This is a genomic window from Burkholderia multivorans ATCC BAA-247 (assembly GCF_000959525.1).
GTDB classification, from domain to species: Bacteria; Pseudomonadota; Gammaproteobacteria; order Burkholderiales; family Burkholderiaceae; genus Burkholderia; species Burkholderia multivorans.
On the sequence record NZ_CP009832.1, the window covers coordinates 2,092,390 to 2,114,512 of the forward strand.

General features: G+C 68.7%; 20 protein-coding genes. 3 read left to right on the forward strand and 17 right to left on the reverse strand.

Annotated features, from left to right (window positions below):
• Positions 1-8: 8 nt before the first annotated feature.
• From NP80_RS22100 to mltG, 7 genes are all read right to left on the reverse strand, one after another.
• On the reverse strand, positions 9-1,184 hold the full coding sequence (locus NP80_RS22100) for a mechanosensitive ion channel family protein (RefSeq protein ID WP_006407778.1): 1,176 nt from the start codon (positions 1,182-1,184) through the stop codon (positions 9-11).
• A gap of 109 nt (positions 1,185-1,293) precedes the next feature.
• Complete coding sequence (locus NP80_RS22105; protein WP_006402276.1) at positions 1,294-1,650, reverse strand: Rap1a/Tai family immunity protein; 357 nt, start codon at positions 1,648-1,650, stop codon at positions 1,294-1,296.
• Between the two features lie 87 nt (positions 1,651-1,737).
• On the reverse strand, positions 1,738-2,445 hold the full coding sequence (locus NP80_RS22110) for an ankyrin repeat domain-containing protein (RefSeq protein WP_006407777.1): 708 nt from the start codon (positions 2,443-2,445) through the stop codon (positions 1,738-1,740).
• Positions 2,446-2,486: 41 nt separating this feature from the next.
• Positions 2,487-3,266, reverse strand: coding sequence for a TatD family hydrolase (locus NP80_RS22115; RefSeq protein ID WP_006409695.1), 780 nt, complete (start codon positions 3,264-3,266; stop codon positions 2,487-2,489).
• 96 nt (positions 3,267-3,362) lie between these two features.
• Positions 3,363-4,391: a DNA polymerase III subunit delta' gene (locus NP80_RS22120; RefSeq protein WP_006407775.1), complete on the reverse strand. Its 1,029-nt coding sequence runs from the start codon at positions 4,389-4,391 to the stop codon at positions 3,363-3,365.
• A gap of 19 nt (positions 4,392-4,410) precedes the next feature.
• Complete coding sequence (tmk, locus tag NP80_RS22125; RefSeq protein WP_012213208.1) at positions 4,411-5,031, reverse strand: dTMP kinase; 621 nt, start codon at positions 5,029-5,031, stop codon at positions 4,411-4,413.
• Positions 5,031-6,050: an endolytic transglycosylase MltG gene (mltG, locus tag NP80_RS22130; RefSeq protein ID WP_006407774.1), complete on the reverse strand. Its 1,020-nt coding sequence runs from the start codon at positions 6,048-6,050 to the stop codon at positions 5,031-5,033. Before mltG ends, tmk begins: the two co-directional genes overlap by 1 nt.
• Before the next feature lie 76 nt (positions 6,051-6,126).
• On the opposite strand from mltG, the gene ygfZ reads away from it, so the two are divergent.
• On the forward strand, positions 6,127-7,164 hold the full coding sequence (gene ygfZ, locus NP80_RS22135) for a CAF17-like 4Fe-4S cluster assembly/insertion protein YgfZ (RefSeq protein WP_006411889.1): 1,038 nt from the start codon (positions 6,127-6,129) through the stop codon (positions 7,162-7,164).
• A 76-nt stretch (positions 7,165-7,240) separates the two neighbouring features.
• Positions 7,241-8,086: an NRDE family protein gene (locus tag NP80_RS22140; protein ID WP_006411884.1), complete on the forward strand. Its 846-nt coding sequence runs from the start codon at positions 7,241-7,243 to the stop codon at positions 8,084-8,086.
• Between the two features lie 9 nt (positions 8,087-8,095).
• Here NP80_RS22140 and NP80_RS22145 read toward each other — a convergent pair whose 3' ends face one another.
• The 5 genes from NP80_RS22145 to NP80_RS22165 form a co-directional block, all read right to left on the reverse strand.
• Positions 8,096-8,536: a GNAT family N-acetyltransferase gene (locus NP80_RS22145; RefSeq protein WP_006411891.1), complete on the reverse strand. Its 441-nt coding sequence runs from the start codon at positions 8,534-8,536 to the stop codon at positions 8,096-8,098.
• Between the two features lie 39 nt (positions 8,537-8,575).
• On the reverse strand, positions 8,576-9,535 hold the full coding sequence (locus NP80_RS22150; protein WP_035948269.1) for an alpha/beta hydrolase: 960 nt from the start codon (positions 9,533-9,535) through the stop codon (positions 8,576-8,578).
• 63 nt (positions 9,536-9,598) lie between these two features.
• Complete coding sequence (locus NP80_RS22155) at positions 9,599-10,597, reverse strand: NADP-dependent oxidoreductase (protein WP_006411882.1); 999 nt, start codon at positions 10,595-10,597, stop codon at positions 9,599-9,601.
• A 111-nt stretch (positions 10,598-10,708) separates the two neighbouring features.
• On the reverse strand, positions 10,709-11,188 hold the full coding sequence (locus NP80_RS22160; RefSeq protein WP_006402265.1) for a PaaI family thioesterase: 480 nt from the start codon (positions 11,186-11,188) through the stop codon (positions 10,709-10,711).
• On the reverse strand, positions 11,185-11,499 hold the full coding sequence (locus NP80_RS22165; RefSeq protein ID WP_012213202.1) for a Dabb family protein: 315 nt from the start codon (positions 11,497-11,499) through the stop codon (positions 11,185-11,187). The genes NP80_RS22160 and NP80_RS22165 overlap by 4 nt, the downstream gene beginning before the upstream one ends.
• A gap of 763 nt (positions 11,500-12,262) precedes the next feature.
• On the opposite strand from NP80_RS22165, the gene NP80_RS22170 reads away from it, so the two are divergent.
• Entirely contained in the window at positions 12,263-14,401 is a 2,139-nt protein-coding gene (locus NP80_RS22170; protein ID WP_006411892.1) for a glucosidase family protein, read from the forward strand.
• A gap of 129 nt (positions 14,402-14,530) precedes the next feature.
• Here the strand turns inward: NP80_RS22170 and NP80_RS22175 are convergent, their stop codons facing one another.
• The 5 genes from NP80_RS22175 to NP80_RS22195 all read right to left on the reverse strand — a co-directional run bounded on the left by NP80_RS22175 (position 14,531) and on the right by NP80_RS22195 (position 22,055).
• Positions 14,531-15,931, reverse strand: a complete 1,401-nt coding sequence (locus tag NP80_RS22175) for a sensor domain-containing diguanylate cyclase (RefSeq protein WP_035948266.1) — start codon at positions 15,929-15,931, stop codon at positions 14,531-14,533.
• Positions 15,932-16,182: 251 nt separating this feature from the next.
• Positions 16,183-17,361 carry an acetyl-CoA C-acyltransferase gene (locus NP80_RS22180; protein ID WP_006411887.1) on the reverse strand — a complete coding sequence of 393 codons (1,179 nt, stop codon included), beginning with the start codon at positions 17,359-17,361 and terminating at the stop codon, positions 16,183-16,185.
• Between the two features lie 52 nt (positions 17,362-17,413).
• On the reverse strand, positions 17,414-18,046 hold the full coding sequence (gene pncA, locus NP80_RS22185) for a bifunctional nicotinamidase/pyrazinamidase (RefSeq protein ID WP_006402259.1): 633 nt from the start codon (positions 18,044-18,046) through the stop codon (positions 17,414-17,416).
• A gap of 41 nt (positions 18,047-18,087) precedes the next feature.
• Positions 18,088-20,172 (reverse strand): 3-hydroxyacyl-CoA dehydrogenase NAD-binding domain-containing protein, encoded by a 2,085-nt coding sequence (locus tag NP80_RS22190; RefSeq protein WP_006411886.1) that lies wholly within the window; start codon positions 20,170-20,172, stop codon positions 18,088-18,090.
• 239 nt (positions 20,173-20,411) lie between these two features.
• Positions 20,412-22,055, reverse strand: a complete 1,644-nt coding sequence (locus NP80_RS22195; protein ID WP_006407744.1) for a 3-(methylthio)propionyl-CoA ligase — start codon at positions 22,053-22,055, stop codon at positions 20,412-20,414.
• Between the last annotated feature and the right edge of the window lie 68 nt (positions 22,056-22,123).

Consider the following 22,123-nt stretch of genomic DNA (forward strand, 5'->3'; position numbering starts at 1 on the left):
CGCGGCGCTCAGTGGCGGCCGTCGTTGGCCTTCGGGTCAGCCGCGGTGTTCGCGGCGGTGCTGCCGGCCGGCGCCCGCGCATGCGGACGTTCGGGGCTCGGCTCCTTCGGCGCCGCGTCGTGCGGATACAGCTCCATCCGGCTGCGCGGCAGGCACTGCGGATAGTGCGTCTGCAGATACGCGATCAGGCCTTCGCGCACGCGGCAGCGCAGGTCCCAGCACAGCGACGAATCGGCCGCGCTGACGAGTGCGCGCAGCTGCATCGTGCGCTCGGTCGCGTCGGTGACCTGCAGCACCTGCACGCGGCCGTCCCATTCCGGCGCCGCGTGCACGAGGCGCGCCAGTTCCTCGCGCAGCGGCGCGAGCGGCGTGCGGTAATCGACCGACAGAAACACGGTGCCGATGATCTCGGAGCTGCTGCGCGTCCAGTTCGCGAACGGGTTCTCGATGATCCACTGCAGCGGCACGACGAGACGCCGCTGATCCCAGAGCCGCACCGACACGAACGAGCCCGTGATCTCCTCGATGCGGCCCCACTCGCCCTGGATCACGACGACGTCGTCCAGCCGGATCGGCTGCGTGAGCGCGATCTGCAGCCCCGCGATCAGGTTGCCGAGCACGGGCCGCGCGGCGATACCGGCGACGAGGCCCGCGACGCCGGCCGACGCGAGCAGGCTCGCGCCGATCTGCCGCACGTTCGGGAACGTCATCAGCGCGGCACCGGTGCCGATGATCACGATCAGCACCATCACGGTCCGCACGAGGACCTTCGCCTGCGTGTGGACGCGGCGTGCGTGCAGGTTGTTTGCGGTATCGAGCGGATGCGCGCGGATGATCGCGTCCCCGACGCCGGCCGCGAGCCGCACGAGCAGCCACGTCAGCGAGGCGATCGAGCCGACCGCAGCCGCCGTGCGCATGCCGCGTACGAAGGCCATGCCGTCGTCGGCCTGCAGCCACACGAATTCGAGCGCGAGCAGCACGAGCGCGACGAGCGACGGCTTGTCGATGTAGCGCAGGATCGCGCTCGTCAGCGGATACGGCTGCGCGATGCGCTTGACGATCCGCGCGCCGAGACGATGCCCGATGGTGACGACGAACACGACGGCAATCGACACGAACAGCGTGCCGAGCCATGAATGCAGCGGCGCATCGGCGATGCGCTGAAACTCCTCGATTGAAATCATCGGCGCCCGGGATGCTTCGGTTAGGAGGCGCGTGCGCCTCGTCCTGAATGCGTCGGGAACGTCCGGGCGCCGCGCGGCACACGCGCAGGCCCGAACACGGTCCGGTCGGTCAGTTGCCGCCCCGGCACGGGAAGGCCTTGCCGAGACCGAGCGACACGGCGGTGCTCGCGTTGTAGTCGGCGAGCTTCGGATTTTCGGCGATGTACTTGCGCACCGCGTCGGTCATCTGCTGCGCCTTGATGTCGGGCGGCAGGCAGAAATACTGGCCGACACGCGGCCCCGTCGTGCCGCCGATCGCGTCGATGGTGTTGTAGACGCCGTCGGCGGCGCCTTCGATGTAGGCCGCGCACGACGCTCGCGACTTGATGTCCGTCTTCGCGCACAGACGGTCGAGATCCGCGCCCGTGAAAGCCGCCGCCGACAACGGCACGGCAAACGCCGCGGCACAAAACATAGCCCGCAACATGGTGTTCCTTATGTCAATGCGGCCCGCAACGGCCCACTGCCGTGACGGGCCAGACACGGCCGGGCTGGCCGGCCGCGCCGAAAACCGTCATTTTGCACTCTTTTGCGCGTCTGCCGGTGCCGATGCGCCGACGCGCACCGTACGCTTGCTGAGGATGTCGATCGCGTCCGGCGCCTTGTAGTGCTTCGCGAAGTCGAGCGCGGTCAGCCCGAGCTGGTTCTTCACCTGCGGATCGGCGCCCTGGTCGAGCAGCAGATTGACGGTCGTCGCGTGGTTGCCGCGCGCGGCCATCATCAGCGGCGTCGTGCCGTTCGGCGAGGCGGTGTCGATGTACGCGTCATGATCGAGCAGCACCTTGACGACCGCGTCCTGACCGTTCGTCGCCGCGTAGTGCAGCGGCGCCCAGCCCTTCTTGCTGACTTCCGCGCCCTTGTCGATCAGCAGCTTCACGAGCGCGACGTCGCCGTTCAGCGACGCGAGCATCAGCGCGTTTTCGCCGGCCTTGTCTTCCTTCTCGAGATCGACGTTCGCGGCCGACGCCAGCGCCGCCGCGACCTTGTCGGACTTCTCGCGCGCGGCGATCACGAGCAGCGGATCGCCGTTCGGCGCGACCGTGTTCGGATCGAGGCCGTTCTTCAGCTGCTTGCCGATGTCGGCGATGTCGTCGAACTTGACCGCCTTCACGATCGCGTCCAGCGACTCGGCGTGCGCGCCGGCGGCGCCGAGCAGGCCGCTCGCGACGAGCACGGCGGCGGCGAGCGCGCGTTTCGGCAAATGTTTGGTCGGCTTCGTCATTGTTGTGGGCTCCTTCCCTGGGTTGTCGGCTGTGCGGCGCGTCAGCGGGCGATCTTGAACAGCCGGAAAAAGTTTTGTGTCGTTGCGTCGGCAAGCGTCTCGACCGCGATGCCGCGCTCCGATGCGATAAAGCGTCCGACATGGCTCACGTACGCAGGTTCATTCGGCTTGCCGCGATACGGCACCGGCGCGAGGTACGGCGAGTCGGTCTCGATCAGCAGCCGGTCGAGCGGCACGCGGCGCGCGACGTCCTGCACGTCGGTCGCGTTCTTGAACGTGACGATGCCCGACAGCGAGATGTGGAAATTCTGCGCGAGCGCCTGCTCGGCGACGGCCCACGGCTCGGTGAAGCAGTGCATCACGCCGCCGGGCACGTCTGCGCGCTCCTCGGCCATGATCCGCAGCGTGTCCTCCGACGACGCCCGCGTATGGACGATCAGCGGCTTCATCGTCGCGGCCGCGGCCCGGATGTGCGTGCGAAAGCGCTCGCGCTGCCACTCCATGTCGGCAATCGAGCGGCCTTCGAGGCGGTAGTAGTCGAGGCCCGTCTCGCCGATCGCGACGACCTTCGGATGCGCGGCCAGTTCGACGAGTTCGGCGAGCGTCGGTTCCCGCGCCTCCTCGTGATCGGGATGCACGCCGACCGACGCATAGACGTTGTCGTGCGCCTCGGCGATCGCGAGCACGTCGGGCAGCGTCTCGAAATCGACGGACACGCACAGCGCGTGCGTGACGTCGTGCTCGCGCATGTTCTCGAGCACCGCCGGCAGGCGATCCGCGAGACCCTTGAAATTGATGTGGCAATGAGAGTCGACGAACATCGTGGTTCCTGAATACGTAAAGCCGGCCGCGACGCGCGCGTCGCCTCGCGGCAGGTGTCGGTCATCGTTTCGCAACCCGACGGAAACAATCGAGGATCATGCGAACATTTCGCGATAACCGAGAAACAATTCCTCGAAGACGAGCCGCGCATTGAGCGGATGGTTCTCGACCGTGCGCTGCCGCGTGACGGCCTTCATGAAGCGCGCGAACGTGTTCGCGTCGACCGTCTGCGCGCAGCGCGCGAGTGCCGCCGCGTGCGCGGGGAAATAGCGCGGCGCGCCCGCCATCCGCTGCGCCAGCAGATCGTACAGCCAGCGCTGCAGCCAGCCGAGCACGAGCGGCACCGGCAGCTTCTGCAGCGTCTCGCCGCACGCGAACGGATCGCAGGCCGCGCCGGCCGCGAGCTGGTTCAGCGTGAAGTCGCGCAACGGGCGGTTCTCGTCGCTCGCGAGCGCCAGCGCGGCGAGCGGCGCGCCGCCGGCTTCGGCGAGCAGCGCGCGCGCGTCGTCGACGCCCTGCGTCGCGAGCCACGCGGCGGCCGCCTCGGGCGCCGGCACGCTCATCGGCCACTGCCGGCAGCGGCTGACGATGGTCGGCAGCAGACGGTCGATGCGCGCCGACACGAGCAGGAACACGACGCCCGGCGGCGGCTCCTCGAGCGTCTTCAGCAACGCGTTGGACGCGGCGACGTTCAGCGCTTCGGCCGGATACAGCACGACGACGCGCAGGCCGCCGCGATGCGAGCCGACGCCGCAGAAATCGAGCAGCGCACGCACCTGCTCGATCTTGATCTCCTTGCTCGGCGTGCGCGTCTTCTTGCCGCTGTCGTCCGCGTCGGCCGGCTTCGCATCGTCCGCGGCGCCCGGCGCTTCGCCGGCGAGCGCTTCGGGCAGCACGATCCGGTAGTCCGGATGGTTGCCCTGCGCGAACCACGTGCAAGCCGCGCAGGTGCCGCACGGCTCGCCGTTCGGCTGCGGCGACTCGCAGAGGAAACCCCGCGCCAGATGCTGCGCGAACTGCAGCTTGCCGATGCCGGCCTGCCCGTGCAGCAGCAGCGCATGCGGCCATTGCGCGCGCAACTGCTGCAGGCGGTTCCAGTCGTCGGTCTGCCACGGATAGATCATGAGGTGCGTTCCTTGCGGGTTACAGCGCGGCGAGTACGCGCTCGAGCTGCTGACGGATCTCGTCGATCGACTGCGTCGCGTCGACGATCGCGAAGCGATGCGGCGCTTCTTCCGCACGCCGCAGATATTCGCCGCGCGTGCGCGTGAAAAACGCGTCCGACTCGCTCTCGAACTTGTCCGGCATGCGCACGGCGCCGCGGCGCTCGCTCGCGACGTGCGGCGCAACGTCGAACAGCACGGTCAGGTCCGGCTGAAAGCCGCCCTGCACCCAGCGTTCGAGCGTCTCGAGCTTGTCGCGCGGCAGCCCGCGGCCGCCGCCCTGATACGCGAAGGTCGCGTCGGTGAAGCGGTCCGACACGACCCAGTCGCCGCGCGCGAGCGCCGGCTCGATCACGAGCGCGAGATGCTCGCGGCGCGCGGCGAACATCAGCAGCGCCTCGGTTTCCAGATCCATCGGCTGGTTCAGCAGGATCTCGCGCAGTTTCTCGCCGAGCTGCGTGCCGCCCGGCTCGCGCGTCACGACGACCTGCCGGCCGGCGCCGGCCAGCTTGTGCTGCAGGCGTTCGCAGAACCATTGCAGGTGCGTCGTCTTGCCCGCCCCGTCGATGCCCTCGAACGTGATGAATTTACCGCTCGCCATCATTGACCTCGTATGTACTTGTCCACGGCCTTGTTGTGATCGCCGAGCGTATCCGAGAACACGCTCGTGCCGTCGCCCTTCGCGACGAAATAGAGCGCGTTCGTCTGCGCCGGATTGATCGCCGCCTGCAGTGCGGCGACGCCCGGCAACGCGATCGGCGTCGGCGGCAGCCCGCGTCGCGTGTAAGTATTGTAAGGAGTGTCGGCCTGCAGGTCGCGCTTGCGCAGACGGCCGTCGTACGCGTCGCCGAGCCCGTAGATCACCGACGGATCGGTCTGCAGCGGCATGCCGATGCGCAGCCGGTTCGCGAATACGGCCGCGACGAAGGCGCGATCGGCCGCATGCCCGGTTTCCTTTTCGACGATTGACGCGATCGTCAGCGCTTCGTAAGGCGTCTTGTACGGCAGGCCGGGCGCACGCGCGGCCCACGCCTCGTCGAGGCGCGTCTGCATCAGCCGGTAGGCGCGCCGGTAGATGTTCACGTCGCTCGTGCCCTTGTCGAACAGATAGGTATCGGGAAAGAACAGCCCTTCGCCGCTGCCGCGCTCGATCGCGCTGTCGGACGCGCCGATCGCGCGCAGCAGTTCGGCGTCGCTCATCCCGGCCGTCGTGTGGACCAGATCGGGGTTCGCATCGAGTTCCGCGCGCATCCGCTTGAAGGTCCAGCCCTCGATCACCGTCGCGACGTACTCGTTCACGTCGCCGCGCGCGATCTTCTGCAGCACTTCGTACGGCGTGACGCCCGTCTTGAATTCGTAGTTGCCGGACTTCAGCCGGCTCGACAGGCCGAGCAGCCGCGTCATCGCGACGAAGCCGAACGGCTCGACCGGTACGCCGCCGCGCTTCAGTTGCAGCGCGACACTCTTCACGCTGCTGCGCGGCTTGATCGTGACGTCGAGCGACGCCGCACCGAGCAGCAGCGGGCGGGTCGCCCAGTAATACGCGCCGCCCGCGCCGGCAGCGGCCACAACGACGGCCAGCGCCGCCACCGTCGCGGCGCATTTCTTCAGTAGGGACATGGAACGTGACTCAGGTAAGACCCATATAATACTTGCTCGCCTCCGTCAAAGTCAGGGTTGACTGTTCCCTCATTCCATGAGCACACCGTTCGCTTCACCGGCTGCCCAGGCTGCCGCATCCGCCCCGCTCCCCGTTTTTCCCCGTCCGTCCGCCGCCGATTTCGATGCGCCGGGCGCGTGCATGCCGCTCGCGCAGTTCGGCGTGATCGACGTGGCCGGCGACGATGCGGCAACGTTCCTGCACAGCCAGCTCACCAACGACATCGAGCATCTGGACGCCGCCAGTGCGCGGCTCAGCGGCTACTGCTCGCCGAAGGGCCGGCTGCTCGCGTCGTTCCTCGCGTGGCGCGCGGGCCACGACGTGCGCCTGCTGGTGTCGAAGGACATTCAGGCCGCGGTGCAGAAGCGGCTGTCGATGTTCGTGCTGCGTGCGAAGGCGAAACTGACCGACGCGAGCGAGGCGCTTGCGGTGGTGGGCTTCGCCGGCGACGTGCGCGACGCGCTGTCGGGCATCTTCGATGCGCTGCCGGACGGCGTCCACGTGAAGGTCGACGGCCCTGCCGGTGCGCTGATCCGCGTGCCGGACGCGGCCGGGCGCAAGCGTTACCTGTGGATCGGCCCGCGCGCGGAAGTCGACGCGCGCCTCGCCGCGCTTGGCGGCAAGCTCCCGGTCGTGTCGCCGGCCGTGTGGGACTGGCTCGACGTGCGTGCCGGCGAGCCGCGTATCACGCAGCCGGTCGTCGAACAGTTCGTCCCGCAGATGGTGAATTTCGACGTGATCGGCGCGGTCAACTTCCGCAAGGGCTGCTATCCGGGCCAGGAAGTCGTCGCGCGCAGCCAGTATCGCGGCACGATCAAGCGCCGCACCGCGCTCGCGCACGTCGCGGCCGACACCGACACCGTGCGTGCCGGCGCCGAGCTGTTCCACAGCGACGATCCGGGCCAGCCCTGCGGCATGATCGTCAATGCGGCGGCGGCGCCCGCGGGCGGCGTCGACGCGCTCGTCGAGATCAAGCTCGCCGCGCTCGACAGCGGCAGCGTGCACGTCGGCTCGGCCGCCGGGCCCGCGCTCGCGTTCGACGCACTGCCGTACGCGTGGCCGACCGACGCATGACGCACTGACAACCCGTTCGCGCGCCGCAGCGCCTTGTGCGCCGGCCGCGCGACGTTTCCTGCGAGAGATTCGCCCGATGTGTCTGATTGCCTTCGACTGGCAGCCCGATGCCGCCGCCGGTCCCGTATTTACGCTGGCCGCCAACCGCGACGAATTCTTTCGCCGCACGAGCGCGCCGCTGTCGTGGTGGGAAGACGTGCCGGGCGTGCTCGCCGGCCGCGATCTCGAGGCGGGCGGCACCTGGCTCGGCGTGTCGCGCGACGGCCGCTTCGCCGCGCTGACCAATTACCGCGCGCCGTTCGACATCCGTGCCGGCGCGCCGACGCGCGGCAAGCTCGTGTCCGACTATCTCGGCGGCCCGGCCGTCGCGCCGCTCGACTATCTCGCGCAGCTCGCCGAGCATGCGGCCGTCTACAACGGCTTCAACCTGCTCGTCGGCGACTGGAAACGGCGCGAACTCGCATGGTTCTGCAATCGCGCGCCCGAAGGCGAAAGCCGCGCGGCGCCGCCGGTCGCGGTCGGCGCCGGCGTGCACGCGCTGTCGAACGCGCGGCTCGATACGCCCTGGCCGAAAGTCGTGCGCAAGCGCGCCGAGCTCGGCACGCTGCTGACCGACAACCCGACACCGTCGCTCGACGAGCTGATCGCGCTGATGCGCGATACGCGCGTGGCCGACGACGACGCGCTGCCGCACACCGGCATTCCGCTCGAGCGCGAGCGCGCGCTGTCCGCCGCGTTCATCGAGACGCCCGAATACGGCACGCGCGGCACGACCGCGCTGCGCGTCACGATGAAGGAAGGCGTGCGGCTCACCGTCGAGATCAAGGAGCGCAGCGACGACGACGGCTCGCATCGCACCGTGCGGCCCGGCGAGTTCGAGCGCGCGTTCGCCTTCGACATCGACGTCACGACGCCGCGCTGACGCGCCGCGTCACGGCACGCGCGTCATCTCGACGTGCGGCACGCCGGCCTCGACGAACGGCGCGCCGGCTGCCGAGAACCCGTGCCGCAGATAGAACGGCACCGCCGCCTCCTGGGCATAAAGCCGTACGAGCGGTTCGCCGCGCCGGCGCGCGGCATCGAGCAGCGCGTTCAGCACGGCCGAGCCGATGCCGCGGTTGCGTGCCTCGGCCAGCACGGCGACGCGGCCGATCGTGCCGGACGGCAGCAGCCGCCCCGTCGCGACCGCGCGGCGCGCGCCGGTCGTCGCGTCGATCCGGTACGCGACCGCATGCAACGCGAGCGGATCGTCGTCGTCGAGTTCCCATTCGGGCGGGATGCGCTGCTCGCGCACGAACACCGCGTCGCGAATGCGCGCCGCATCGCCGCCCAGCGTCGTCCAGTCGCCGGTTTCCACCACGCCGTCCGTCATCGCTGCCCTCCTCGCGCGCGGCGCCGTCGCCGCCCGCCGTCAAACGTCGTCGAACGCGGCCCTCAGCGCCGCGACCGCATCGGCATGCGCGGCCTTCACCTCGGGCACGTAGCCGCCCATCTTGAAGAATTCGTGGATCATGCCCGGATAGCAGACCAGCGTGACCGCGTTGCCGGCCGCGCGCAGCTTGTCCGCATAGGCGGCGCCTTCGTCGCTGAGCGGGTCGTACTCGGCCGTCGCGATCCACGCGGGCGCGACGCCCGCGAACGACGGCGCGCCGCGCCGGCCGTCGAGCGGCGCGAAGCGCCAGTCGTCGCGATCCGCCGCGTCGCGCACGTATTGCGCGAAGAACCACTGGATCGTGTCGCGCGACAGCAGGTAGCCGTTCGCGAGCCGCGCATGCGAGGCGGTGTCCTGATGGCCCGTGACGCCCGGGTAAATCAGCAGCTGCAGCGCAAGATCGATGCCCGCATCGCGTGCGAGCACCGCGCAGACCGTCGCGAGCGTGCCGCCCGCGCTGTCGCCGCCGACCGCGAGCCGCGACGCGTCGAGGCCCAATGCGGGCGCCTCGCGATGCAGCCAGCGCAATGCATCCTCGGCATCGTCGACGGCGGTCGGGAACCGGTGCTCGGGCGCGAGCCGGTAGCCCACCGACAGCACCGCGCAGCGCGCGTCGCGCGCGAACATCCGGCACAGCGCGTCGTGCGTGTCGATGCTGCCGACCGTGAAGCCGCCGCCGTGATAGTAGACGAGCGCGGGCAGCGGCTCGGCGAGGCTCGGTTCGACCGGCAGATACAGCCGCGCGGCAATCGCATGGCCGTCGCGCGTCGGAATCGTGCACGCGTCGACCGCATGCATCGGCGCGGGCGGCACGTCGAGGATCGGCGCGCTCTTCTCGTAGGCGGCGCGCGCCTGCTGCGGCGTCTGGCGATGATAAGGCGGGCGTTTCGCGCGCTCGACCATGTCGAGCACCTGGGCGATCTTCGGATTCAGCGGCATCGGGGTGAACGGCGCGTGCGTGGCGCCGGGAACGAACAAGCGCCACATGATGCCACGCCTGCGTCACACGAGCTGGACGAGCTGCTTGCCGAAATTACGGCCCTTCAGCATCCCGATGAACGCTTCCGGCGCACGCTCGAGCCCGTAGGCGATCGTCTCGCGGTAGTGCAGCTGCTTCGTCGCGACGAGCTCGGCCAGTTCGGCGAGCGCCGGCGGCCACGCGTCCGCGTGCTCGAACACGATGAAGCCCTGCATCGTCAGCCGCGAGCGCAGGATCAGCGCCGGATTCGCGAGCGGCGCCGCGGCGCCGTCGTAGGCGGCGATCATCCCGCACACCGCGATCCGGCCGAACGCGTTCATCCGCGCCATCGTCGCATCGAGCACCGCGCCGCCGACGTTCTCGAAGCAGCCGTCGACGCCGTCGGGCGTCGCGGCCGCGAGATCGTCGACGAGCCGGCCGGCCTTGTAGTCGACGCACGCATCGAAGCCGAGCGTATCGACCACGTAGCGGCATTTGTCGGGGCCGCCCGCGATGCCGACCGCGCGGCATCCGGCGCGCTTCGCGAGCTGGCCGACGACGCTGCCGACCGCCCCGCTCGCCGCACTGACGACGATCGTGTCGCCGGCCTTCGGCTTGATGATGCGGTTCAGCCCGACCCACGCCGTCACGCCCGGCATGCCGGTCACGCCGAGCCACGCGGACAGCGGCACGCGCGACGTGTCGACCTTGCGCAGCCCGGCGCCATTCGACGTGCCGTATTCCTGCCAGCCGAACTGGCCGACCACGCGATCGCCGACGGCGAAGTCCGGATGGCGCGACTCGATCACCTCGCCCGCCGTCCCGCCGATCATCACTTCGTCGAGCGGCTGCGGCGGCGCATACGATTTCGCGTCGTTCATGCGGCCGCGCATGTACGGATCGAGCGACAGAAAATGATTGCGCACGCGCAGTTCGCCGTCGGCCAGCGGCGCGAGCGGCGTCTCGACGAGCCTGAAATTGTCGACGCTCGCCGCCTGCTGCGGGCGCGACACGAGCAGCACCTGACGGTTGATCGTATTCATCGCTGTCTCCGGTTCGCGGCCACCGCGTAACGCGGCGCCGCCGGCGCGGCTGCGCGCCGTCCTGCAAAGGAAACGGCCCTGCCGTCGCCGACAGGGCCGCGCGTGCGCCGCTTACGCGTCGCTCGGGCCGGGCTGCGCGTCCGGCGCCGTGCGTGTGCGTTGCCGCTTGATGTCGCGGCCGACCGCGAGCCGCCGCATGTACTTGAACGTGCCGAGCGCCTTCGCGACGAAATTGCCGTCGCTGTCGCGCACCTCGCCTTCGCAATACGCCATCGTGGTCGAGCGGTGCATCACGCGGCCGTAAGCGCGCAGCTCGCCGCGGCCCGGCTGCATGAAGTTGACCTTCATCTCGACCGTGACGACGCCGACGCCGTCGTCGGTCAGGCTGCGCGCGGCCATCGCGAGCGCGATGTCCGACAGCGTCATCGTCACGCCGCCGTGCGCGATGCTCCAGGTGTTCATGTGCCGCTCGTCGAGCGCGAGCGCGATCTCGCTCGCACCGTCCTTCGCGGACACGAGGCGCACGCCGAGCAAGTCGACGAACGGGCTCTCGATCGACGGGCCGTCCGTCCGGGTTCCCGCGTCGCTCATCGCGTACCGTCGACCAGATAGTCGAGGCATTGCCGCCCTTCGACCACGTTGACGACGAACTTCTTCACTTCCTGGTGAACCGGATGCACCTGGTACGCATCGAGCGCCGCCTGATCCGCGAAATCGGACACGAGCACGACGTCGCAGGTGGCTTCGAGACCCGGCGTCGCCACGCCGACGTCGAGCTGCAGGATGCCCGGCACGATGTCGCGGCAGCCTTCGAGCTTTTCCTTCAGCTTCAGCGCGTTCTGCGCGCGCGTCGCGCCCTCCGCCGATTCCTTCAGCTTCCACATGACAATATGTCTAATCACTTCGTTCGCTCCGGTTCGTGAGAATCGCAAAGCCGGCGTCGGTGCGCCGGCTCGTCATGTCGGTCTGCCTGCCGCGCGCGCATCGCGGATCGCGCGCGATCCGCGGCCGGCGCAGGCAGACTCCAAGCCTACCAAACTTGCCGCATGCGGGTGCGCGCATGCGCGGTGATGCGGCGCGATGGCCGAGCCGCGCGGTCGAGCGCGGGTATGCCGATTGCTCGCGACGGCGCTTCATCGGGACGCGCTGCGAGCGGGGCACGCGCAGACTTCAATGAAGCATCGACACCATTGCATGTCGCCCTGACATCGAATCGGCGATACCGGCGTTCATTGCCGTTCCATTTTTCCCAAATCGCATCGCTGCGCGCGGATCGGTTCCGTCAAATTTTCGTATTTTGCCGATTCGTCAGGAAATAATTACAGGAATTTTTTAACCACCATTATTCGAATTCATTCGAAACCGATATTGACTGCCGCTTTATCCGACTCCTAGAATTCGTACGACGGATTACATTCCGTTATCGGCTGCATTGGCTTGGCGTGTACGTTGCGCCCGCAACGTTTATTCGAACAACCGCATTTGCGCATTCTGAATCATCTCGTTCTACCGATCCATTAAAAGGCCTCCCGTCATTCTCATTCGATTTCCATCGCTTCTCCTATCGCCCGATTAACGTAAAGACGCAATTTCGCACCCGACAAAAAACAAGCCGCGCGCCGATCGCCCCATAACAACGACGTCAGTCATCAGGAGGGATATGACATGCATCGCTTCGCGAAGTCGCTCTGCATCGGTGTCGTCTGCGCCGCGCTGCTCGCCGCGTGCAACGACGACATTCAGCCCGCCACCGCGCCGTCGAATCAGGCCGCGCTGTCGTTCCGGATGGACACCGGCGGACAGATCAACGCATTCTTCCGCCAGGACAAGGTGGCCGCGCATCTACTGATGCGCTCGTCGACGAAGCCGCGCCTGCTCGTCGTCTTCCCGGCCGGCAACAGCGGCACCGGGCTGTGGTTCGACGATACCGCGCAAGCGGTGAACTGGAGCCTCGATACGCCGCCGGCCGCGCTGTCGGCGCCCGACGCGCGCGGCCGTCCGCTGTACGGCATCGGCGCGGACGTCTCGGTCGATACGGACACGCTGACGATCCGCGAGGCCTTGCTCAGCAACGTGCGCTTTCTGCGCGACTTCAACGGCGGCGCATCGATTCCGCCGGACATCGTCGTCGCGCCCGCCGTGCAGGGCGGCACCGCGCAATGGCAGCGCGACCGGATCGACGGCGCGCCCGGCTACGCGCTGCGCATCACGCTGCGCGACGGCGGCAGCATCGCGACCGCGTCGGGCGGCAAGCTGGTGCTGCGCGCGGCCGCCGGCTCGCACGTGCTGAAGCTGCACATCGATGCGCTGTCGGGCGAGACCCCGCTGTCGCCGATCACGCACGCCGATCTGCTGACCTCGTCCGCGAACCCCGATCCGGTGAGCCAGAACGTCCTCGAGTTCCTGAGCTTCCACGACAAGCTGCTCGCCGGCTCGTGGCAATACGACACCTACTTCGGCCGCGACACGCTGATCTCCGTGCGCATGTTGATGCCGGTGCTCGAAGCGCCGGCAATCGAGGCCGGGCTGTCGTCGGTGCTCGAGCGGCTGTCGAGCGACGGCAAGGTCGCACACGAGGAAGGCATCGGCGAATTCGCGCTAATCGACAACCGGAAGAACGGCCGCCCCGACGATGCGACGCCGACCTACGACTACAAGATGATCGACAGCGACTATCTGCTCGCGCCGATCGCCGCGGCATGGCTGATCGACGATCCGCGCGGCCAGGCGCGCGCGGCCGCGTATCTCGCGCAGCGCGGCAGCGACGGACGGACGAACGGCAGCCGTCTCGTCGCCAACCTGCTGCACGTCGCCGACACCGCGCGGCCGTTCGCGCAGCAGCCCGCGGTCGCGAACCTGATTCATCTGCGACCGGGCGAGATCGTCGGCAACTGGCGCGACAGTACCGACGGGCTCGGCGGCGGCGTGTACCCGTACGACGTCAACGCGGTGCTCGTGCCGGCCGCGCTGCGCGCGGCGAACGCGTTCCTCGCGCGCGGGCTGCTCGATCCGTATCTCGATGCGAACCAGCGCGCTTCGCTCGCGGACACCGCGAACGAAGCGGCGGTATGGGAGCAGCAAGCGCCGCCGCTGTTCGAAGTCGGCGTACCGGCCGCGCAGGCGGCGGCCGACGTAGCCGCGTATGCGCCGACGGCCGGCGTGCCGGCCGGCACCGCGCCGAGCGCGCCGCTCGCGTTCTACGCGCTGTCGCTCGACGAACAGGGCCATCCGATTCCGGTGATGAACTCGGACGGCGGCTTCGCGCTGCTGTTCGGCACACCGCCCGAGGCGCAACTGCAGCGGATCGTCGCCGACGCGATCCGGCCGTTCCCGACCGGCCTCGTCACCGACGTCGGGATGCTGATCGCCAACCCCGCGTATGCGAATCCGTCGCTGTGGCCGAAGTTCACGAGTTCCGCGTATCACGGCACCGTGATCTGGTCGTGGCAACAGGCGATGTGGGTGGCCGGACTCGATCGGCAGCTCGCGCGCCAGGACCTCTCCGATACGACACGTGCGCTGCTCACGCAGGCGCGGCAGACCGTGTGGCAGGTCATCGCGAACGGCCGGGACATGCGCACCTCGGAGATGTGGACGTGGTCCTACGCGAACGGGCAGTACCACGCCGACGCATTCGGCACGCGCAGCGCCGATGCGACCGAGGCGAACGCCGCGCAGCTCTGGAGCACGACGTATCTCGCGATCCGCGATCCGCAGCTGCGCGCGGGCAGGTACTGGTGGCAGGCGTCGCAGCGGCTGCAGGATGATGGCGCGACGCACATCGCAGCGGCCGCGTCGCGCTAGCGCAGCGCGCGTCGATTACGCGGCGGTCGACCACGCGATGGCGCCCCGGCACGGCTTCGCCGTCCGGGGCGACGCACGGGACGGCACGCTCTCGCAGCGGTCCGCGCCAACGTATTGCCCCGCAAAGCGTCACCGCGCGACGACGCGATTGCGTCCTTCCCGCTTGGCCTGATACAGCCGTTCGTCGACGACGCGCAACAGCGCGTCCACCGTGCTGCCGTCGACGCCGTACTGCGCCACACCGACACTGACCGTGACCTGCACGCGCTTGAAGTCGAGGCCGAACGGCGCAGTGGCGATCGACGAACGCACGCGCTCGGCCGTCATCCGTGCCCCCTCGAGCGGCATCTCGGGCAGCAAGGCCATGAACTCCTCGCCGCCGACGCGCGCAAGCGCGCCGCTCGGCCGGATCGCGTCGAGGCACTGGCGCACGACGCCACGCAGCACCTCGTCGCCGATCTGATGGCCGTACGCATCGTTGATGTGCTTGAAATTGTCGAGGTCGAGCGCGAGCAGGCAGAACGGCATGCCGTCGCGCTCGGCGCGACCGATCTCGCGTTCGACCTGCGCGATGAATTGCCGGCGGTTCGACGCGCCCGTCATCGGATCGGTCGCGGCCATGTATTCGAGCTTCTGGTTCGTGCGTCGCAGTTCGAGCAGCGCGCTCTCGGTGCGCGCCATCGATTCCGCGAGGCGGCTCATCAGATCCTGCTGGCTGTAGATCGCCGAGAACGAGCGCGTCGTCTGCAGCGCCTGCACGACGCCGTAGCTGAGCAGAAAGAAGCCGCCGGCGAAGATCGCGTGCGCGAGCCACCACATGTGGTTCCACGGCTTGCCGAGCAGGAACGCGAGCGACGACAGCGCGAACGCCGTGATCGACACGCCGTAGATCACCATCAGAGGCGAGCGGATGCGTCGCGCGAGCAGTACGGCGACGTTCAGCAGCGAGAATACGAGCGCGCCGCCCTCCATCGCGAGCCGCGTGCCGAGCGCGCCCGCGATCGGCGAATAGGCGAGATACGCGACCGCGACGTCGACGAGCGCGAAGCCGACGAGCCACGACAGCCACGTGCGCGCGCTCGTGCGCTTGTCGGCGCGGTCGGGCGGGCGCGAATACGACAGCAGGCCGGTCAGCAGCAGGATCGCCATCACGAGCCGCGACGCGGGCCCGTAGAGCAGAAACAGCCAGATGTTGTGATGCGCGGCGCCGGTAAACACGCCGTGCAGCGCGTAGATCGTCGCGAAGCCGAGAAAGCCGAGCGTCAGCCAGCGCAACAGCGGTTCGCCCGACGATCGATAGCAGACCCAGGTGACGTACGTGACGAACGCGCCCTCGACGGTCGCGGCCGCAATCGCGATTTCATGGAACGCGTGGTTTTCGAAGATCGCGCGCGGATCGGCGAAGAACCACAGGTAGGCGATCAGATAGGCCGGCAGCAGCGCGAATCCGACCAGCAGGCATTTCGCGTAAATCCGCGCAGCCGCGCTCACGACGCGGGGCGGTTCCCCGGCTGCAAAGGTCGTACTCAATTCGTTCCCCGATCGATTTGCCGCCGATTCGCGTGTCGCAGCCGCATGCGCGCGACCCGGCCATGGCGCGCGCGTCGGCCCCTCTGTTCCGAAAGGCAAATGTCAGAGCAAGTATAGGAGCGGCGATTCGTTTGACAAGTGAGGGGAAACGGCATTACGGCCGGCATGCCGCATGCAGGCGGCGGCCGTCGTGAAGAGCGCCGTGCCGCGCGCGCCGCAGTCGCGCGGCGGCCGGCACGGCAGGCGAAACGTCAGACGATTTCGAACAGGCCGGCCGCGCCCTGCCCGCCGCCGATGCACATCGTGACGACCGCGTACTTGACGCCGCGCCGTTTGCCTTCGATCAGCGCGTGGCCGGTCAGCCGCGTGCCCGACACGCCGTACGGGTGGCCGACCGCGATCGCGCCGCCGTTCACGTTCAGGCGATCGTCAGGGATCCCGAGCGTGTCGCGGCAATAGAGCACCTGCACCGCAAATGCTTCGTTCAGCTCCCAGAGCCCGATGTCGTCGACGCTCAGCCCTGCCTGCTTCAGCAGCTTCGGCACCGCGAACACGGGGCCGATGCCCATCTCGTCCGGCTCGCAGCCGGCCACCGCGAAGCCGCGGAACACGCCGAGCGGCTGCAGCCCTTCGCGCTGCGCGGCCGCGGCGCTCATCACGACGCACGCGGCCGCGCCGTCGGAAAACTGGCTCGCATTGCCGGCCGTGATCACGCCGCCCGGCACGGCCGGACGAATCTTCGACACGCCGTCGAGCGTCGTGTCCGGACGGATCCCCTCGTCGGCCGACACCGTCACTTCCTTCGTGAACAGGCGGCCGGTGGCCTTGTCCGCGATGCCGGCGCGCACGGTGATCGGCACGATCTCGTCGCGAAAGCGCCCCGCTTCCTGCGCGGCGGCGGCCTTGAGCTGCGAGTTCACGCCGTATTCGTCCTGACGCTCCTTCGAGATCCCGTAGCGCTTCGCGACGTTCTCGGCCGTCTGCAGCATCGTCCAGTAGATTTCCGGCTTGTGTTCGAGCAGCCAGCCCTCGTACGCCATGTGCCGGTTCATTTCATTCTGCACGCACGAGATCGATTCGACGCCGCCCGCGACGTAGACGTCGCCCTCGCCCGCGATGATCCGCTGGGCGGCGAGTGCGATCGTCTGCAACCCCGACGAGCAGAAGCGGTTCACCGTCATGCCCGGCACGCTGACCGGCAGCCCCGCGCGCAACGCGATCTGCCGCGCGATGTTGCCGCCTGTCGCGCCTTCCGGATTCGCACAGCCGATGATCACGTCCTCGACGCGCGCCGGGTCGAGCTTCGCGCGCTCGAGCGCCGCCGCGACCACGTGGCCGCCGAGCGTCGCGCCGTGCGTCATGTTGAAGGCGCCGCGCCACGATTTCGCGAGCGGCGTGCGTGCGGTCGATACGATTACGGCTTCGGTCATGCGAGTCTCCTTCGTTCCTGCCTGATGTGCTGAATCGAGTGGAAAGGCGGCGCTATGCGCTGGCGCGCACGCCATCGGACGTCACGCGTGCGACGCCCGCCGCCTGCATCTGCTGCCATGCCTGCGCAAGCGAGCCGTTCAGGTCGATCGCGCGGCACGCATCGTCGATCACCGCGGCGTCGAAGCCTGCCGCGCGCGCGTCGAGCGCCGACCACGCGACGCAGTAGTCGGTCGCGAGCCCGCAGCACCAGACGCGTTTCGCGCCGATCTCGCGCAGATAGCCCGCGAGCCCCGTGCGCGTCGTGCGATCGGCTTCGACGAACGCGGAATAGCTGTCGACGCGCGCATCGCAGCCCTTGCGTATCACGAGCTGCGCGTGCGGGAGGTCGAGGTCGCGATGCAGCGCCGCGCCTTCGGTGTCCTGCACGCAATGCACGGGCCACAGCACCTGCTCGCCGTACGGCAGCGCGATCGTCGAGAACGGTTCGCCGTCCGGATGATTCGCTGCGAACGACACGTGCTCGCGCGGATGCCAGTCCTGCGTGATCACGACGCGCTCGAACCGCTGCGCGAGCGCGTTGATCACGGGCACGACCGCGTCGCCGTCGGCGACGGCCAGCGCGCCGCCCGGCATGAAGTCGTACTGCACGTCGATCACGAGCAGCACGTCGTCGGTGCGTTTCATTGCGTTTCTCCTTGCGAGTCGGTGCGCGGCGCCGCGTGGCGTCAGCCGTTGAATCCGCGGCCGGCCTTCGCGAGTTCCGCGATCGACGGCGCGAGCTGCCACGCGTCGCCGTTCGGCGCGGCCGCGTAGCGGCGAATCGCGCGCTCGACGTTGTAGAGGCCGACCATGTCGGCGTACAGCATCGGGCCGCCGCGCCACAGCGGGAAGCCGTAACCGGTCAGATAGACCATGTCGATGTCGGACGCCTTCGACGCGATCTTTTCCTCGAGAATCTTCGCGCCTTCGTTGACGAGCGCGAACACGAGCCGCTCGACGATCTCGTCGTCGGCGATCTTGCGTCGCTCGATGCCGCGCTCCTTCGAATACGCGACGACCATCTCGTCGACGAGCGCCGACGGCCGCGCGCGGCGATCGCCCGGCGCGTAGTCGTACCAGCCGGCGCCCGTCTTCTGTCCGAAGCGGCCCTGCTCGCAGAGACGATCGGCGATCTTCGAATAATGGAGGTCGGGCTGCTCGACGTAGCGGCGCTTGCGGATCGCCCAGCCGATGTCGTTGCCGGCCAGGTCGCTCATCCGGAACGGCCCCATCGCGAAGCCGAACTGCTCGATCGCGCGGTCGATCTGCGCGGGCAGCGCACCTTCCTCGAGCATGAACAGCGCCTGCCGGATGTACTGCTCGATCATCCGGTTGCCGATGAAGCCGTCGCATACGCCCGATACCACTGCCGTCTTGCGGATCTTCTTCGCGACGGCCATCACGGTCGCGAGCACGTCCTTCGCCGTCTGCGCGCCGCGCACGACTTCGAGCAGCTTCATCACGTTCGCCGGACTGAAAAAGTGCATGCCGACGACGTCCTGCGGACGCTTCGTGAACGCGGCGATCCGGTTCACGTCGAGCGTCGACGTGTTCGACGCGAGGATCGCGCCCGGCTTCGCGACTTCGTCGAGTTTGCGGAACACCTGCTCCTTCACGCCGAGCTCCTCGAACACGGCCTCGACGATGAGGTCGGCGTCCTTCACGTCGTCGTAGGACAGCGTCGGCGCAATCAGCGCCATGCGCGCCTCGAGCTTCTCCTGCGTGAGCTTGCCCTTCTTCACCTGCGCGTCGTAGTTCTTGCGGATCGTCGCGAGCCCGCGCTCGAGCGCGTCCTGCTTCGTTTCGAGCAGCGTGACGGGCAGCCCCGCGTTGACGAAGTTCATCGCGATGCCGCCGCCCATCGTGCCCGCGCCGATCACCGCGACACGGCGGATGTCGCGCACCGGCGTGTCGGCCGGCACGTCGGGAATCTTGCTCGCCGCGCGCTCGCCGAAAAACGCGTGCCGCAGCGCGCGGCTTTCCGGCGTCATCATCAGCGCGACGAAGCCTTCGCGCTCGGCGATGCTGCCTTTGTCGAAACCGTGCAGCACGCCGGCCTCGATCGCGTCGATGCACTTGTGCGGCGCCGGGAAGTTCGGCGCGGCGGCCTTCACCGAATTGCGTGCGAACTGGATAAAGCCCGCCGCGTTGTCGTGGACGATTTTGCGGTCGCGCACGCGCGGATGCGGCCCCGGCTGCGCTCCGGCCTTGCGCGCGAACGCGACGGCCGCGTCGAGCAGATCGCCGTCGGCGAGCTGATCGAACAACCCGCTTTCGGCAAGCTGCTCGGAGGGCACCGGCGCGCCCGACACGATCATGTTCAGCGCGGTCTCGAGGCCGACCGCGCGCGGCAGGCGCTGCGTGCCGCCCGCGCCCGGCAGCAGCCCGAGCTTCACTTCGGGCAGCGCGATCTGCGCACCGCGCGCGGCCACGCGATAGTGGGCGCCGAGCGCGAGCTCGAGACCGCCGCCCATCACGACGCTGTGCAGCGCGGCGACGACCGGCTTCGCGCTCGCCTCCACTGCGCGGATCACGGTATGCAGCGTCGGTTCCTGCAGCGCTTTGGGCGTATTGAATTCGGTGATGTCGGCGCCGCCCGAGAATGCGCGGCCGGCGCCCGTCAGCACGATCGCGGCGATCGACGGATCGTGCACGGCGCGCTCGAGCGCGTCCATGATGCCCAGCCGCGTCGACAGGCCGAGCCCGTTGACGGGCGGATTGTTGAGCGTGATGACGGCGACGCCGTCGCGAGTCGAGTAATCCACTGCCATCTGCCTGCCTCCATGCATCGCGCGCCGGGGTGGCGGCGCTTCCATTGTGCGCGGTCGAACGGCCGCATGTCCGGATCGAACGGAGGCAGCATACAACGAAAAAGCACGGTCGTTCAATTTGAATTTGCGCGCAATCCGGGGGCGGATCGCAGGCGACCGGCAAGGGGACTCGCAAGGGGACCGGCCAGGGCAACCGGCCGATAACGGCGGCCGACCGAAGGGCCGGCCGCGCGCCCGCGTTACGGTGCGCAGACCGCCGTCGGCAGCACGTAGTCGCGGAACATTTCGCGCAGCTTCAGCTTCTGCAGCTTGCCGGTCGCGGTATGCGGCAGCGATTCGACGAACACGACGTCGTCCGGAATCCACCATTTCGCGACCTTGCCTTCGTAGAACGCGAGCAGCGCCTCGCGCGTCAGGTTCGCACCTTCGCGCGGCACGACGACGAGCAGCGGCCGCTCGGTCCACTTCGGATGCGCGCACGCGATGCAGGCGGCCTCCGCGACGCCCGGGTGCGCGATCGCGACGTTTTCGACGTCGATCGAACTGATCCATTCGCCGCCCGACTTGATCACGTCCTTGCTGCGGTCGGTGATCTGCAGGAAGCCGTCCGCATCGATCGTCGCGACGTCGCCGGTCGGAAACCAGCCGTCGACGAGCGGCGAGGTGTCGCTGCGAAAGTAGCGGTCGATCACCCACGGCCCGCGCACCTGCAGCTCGCCGTACGCGACGCCGTCCCACGGCAGTTCCTGCCCGTCCGGGCCGACGATCCGCATGTCGACGCCGCCGATCACGCGTCCCTGCTTTTCGAGCAGCCGCCGCTGCACGTCGTGCGGCCGCTGCGACTGCGCCCAGTTCAGCTTCGCGAGCGTGCCGAGCGGCGACAGCTCGGTCATGCCCCACGCATGGATCACGCGTACGCCGTAGTCGTCCTCGAACGTGCGCAGCATCGCGGGCGGGCAGGCCGAGCCGCCGATCACCGTGCGATTCAGCGACGAGAAGCGCACGCCTGCCTCGCGCATGTAGTTCAGCAGCCCGAGCCAGACGGTCGGCACGCCCGCCGAAAACGTCACGCGCTCGGCCTCCATCAGCTCGTAGAGCGATCGGCCGTCGAGATCCTTGCCCGGCAGCACGAGCTTGCCGCCCGTCAGCGGCACCGCGTACGGCAGCCCCCATGCGTTGACGTGGAACATCGGCACGACCGGTAGCACGGCGTCCAGCGCCGACAGGTTCATCGCGTCGGGCAGCGCGGCGCCGTATGCGTGCAGCACGGTCGAGCGATTCGAATACAGCACACCCTTCGGATTGCCGGTCGTGCCCGACGTGTAGCAGAGCCCGCACGCCTGCTGCTCGTCGAGACGCGGCCAGTCGTAGCCGCCGTCCTCCGCCTCGACGAGCGTCTCGTAGCACAGGTACGGCATCGCGCCGCGCGGCAGATGGTCGACGTCGGTCATCGCGATCCAGCCGCGCACGTTCGGACACTGCGGCGCGAGCGCTTCGACGAGCGGCGCGAAGTTGATGTCGAACAGCACGTAGCGGTCTTCCGCATGATTGACGATGTACGCGATCTGTTCGGGAAAAAGCCGCGGGTTGATCGTGTGGCAGACGGCGCCCATGCCGCCGATCGCGTAGTACGCCTCGAGATGCCGGTAGCCGTTCCACGCGAGCGTGCCGACGCGGTCGCCGGCCTCGACGCCGAGCCGCGCGAGCGCCTGCGCAAGCCGCTTCGCGCGCCGCTCGCAGTCGCGATACGTGTAGCGATGCAGGTCGCCTTCGATCCGCTTCGACACGATCTCGGTGTCGCCCGCATGACGCGCGGCATGCGCGATCAGCGACGACACCAGCAGCGGCATGTCCATCATCTGGCCCAGCAACGGCTTGCCCATCGTCTTGTTCTCCCCTGAAGGACGCGAATCGGTGACGGGCCCCGCGGCGGCAGCGGCGCGCGGCGGCC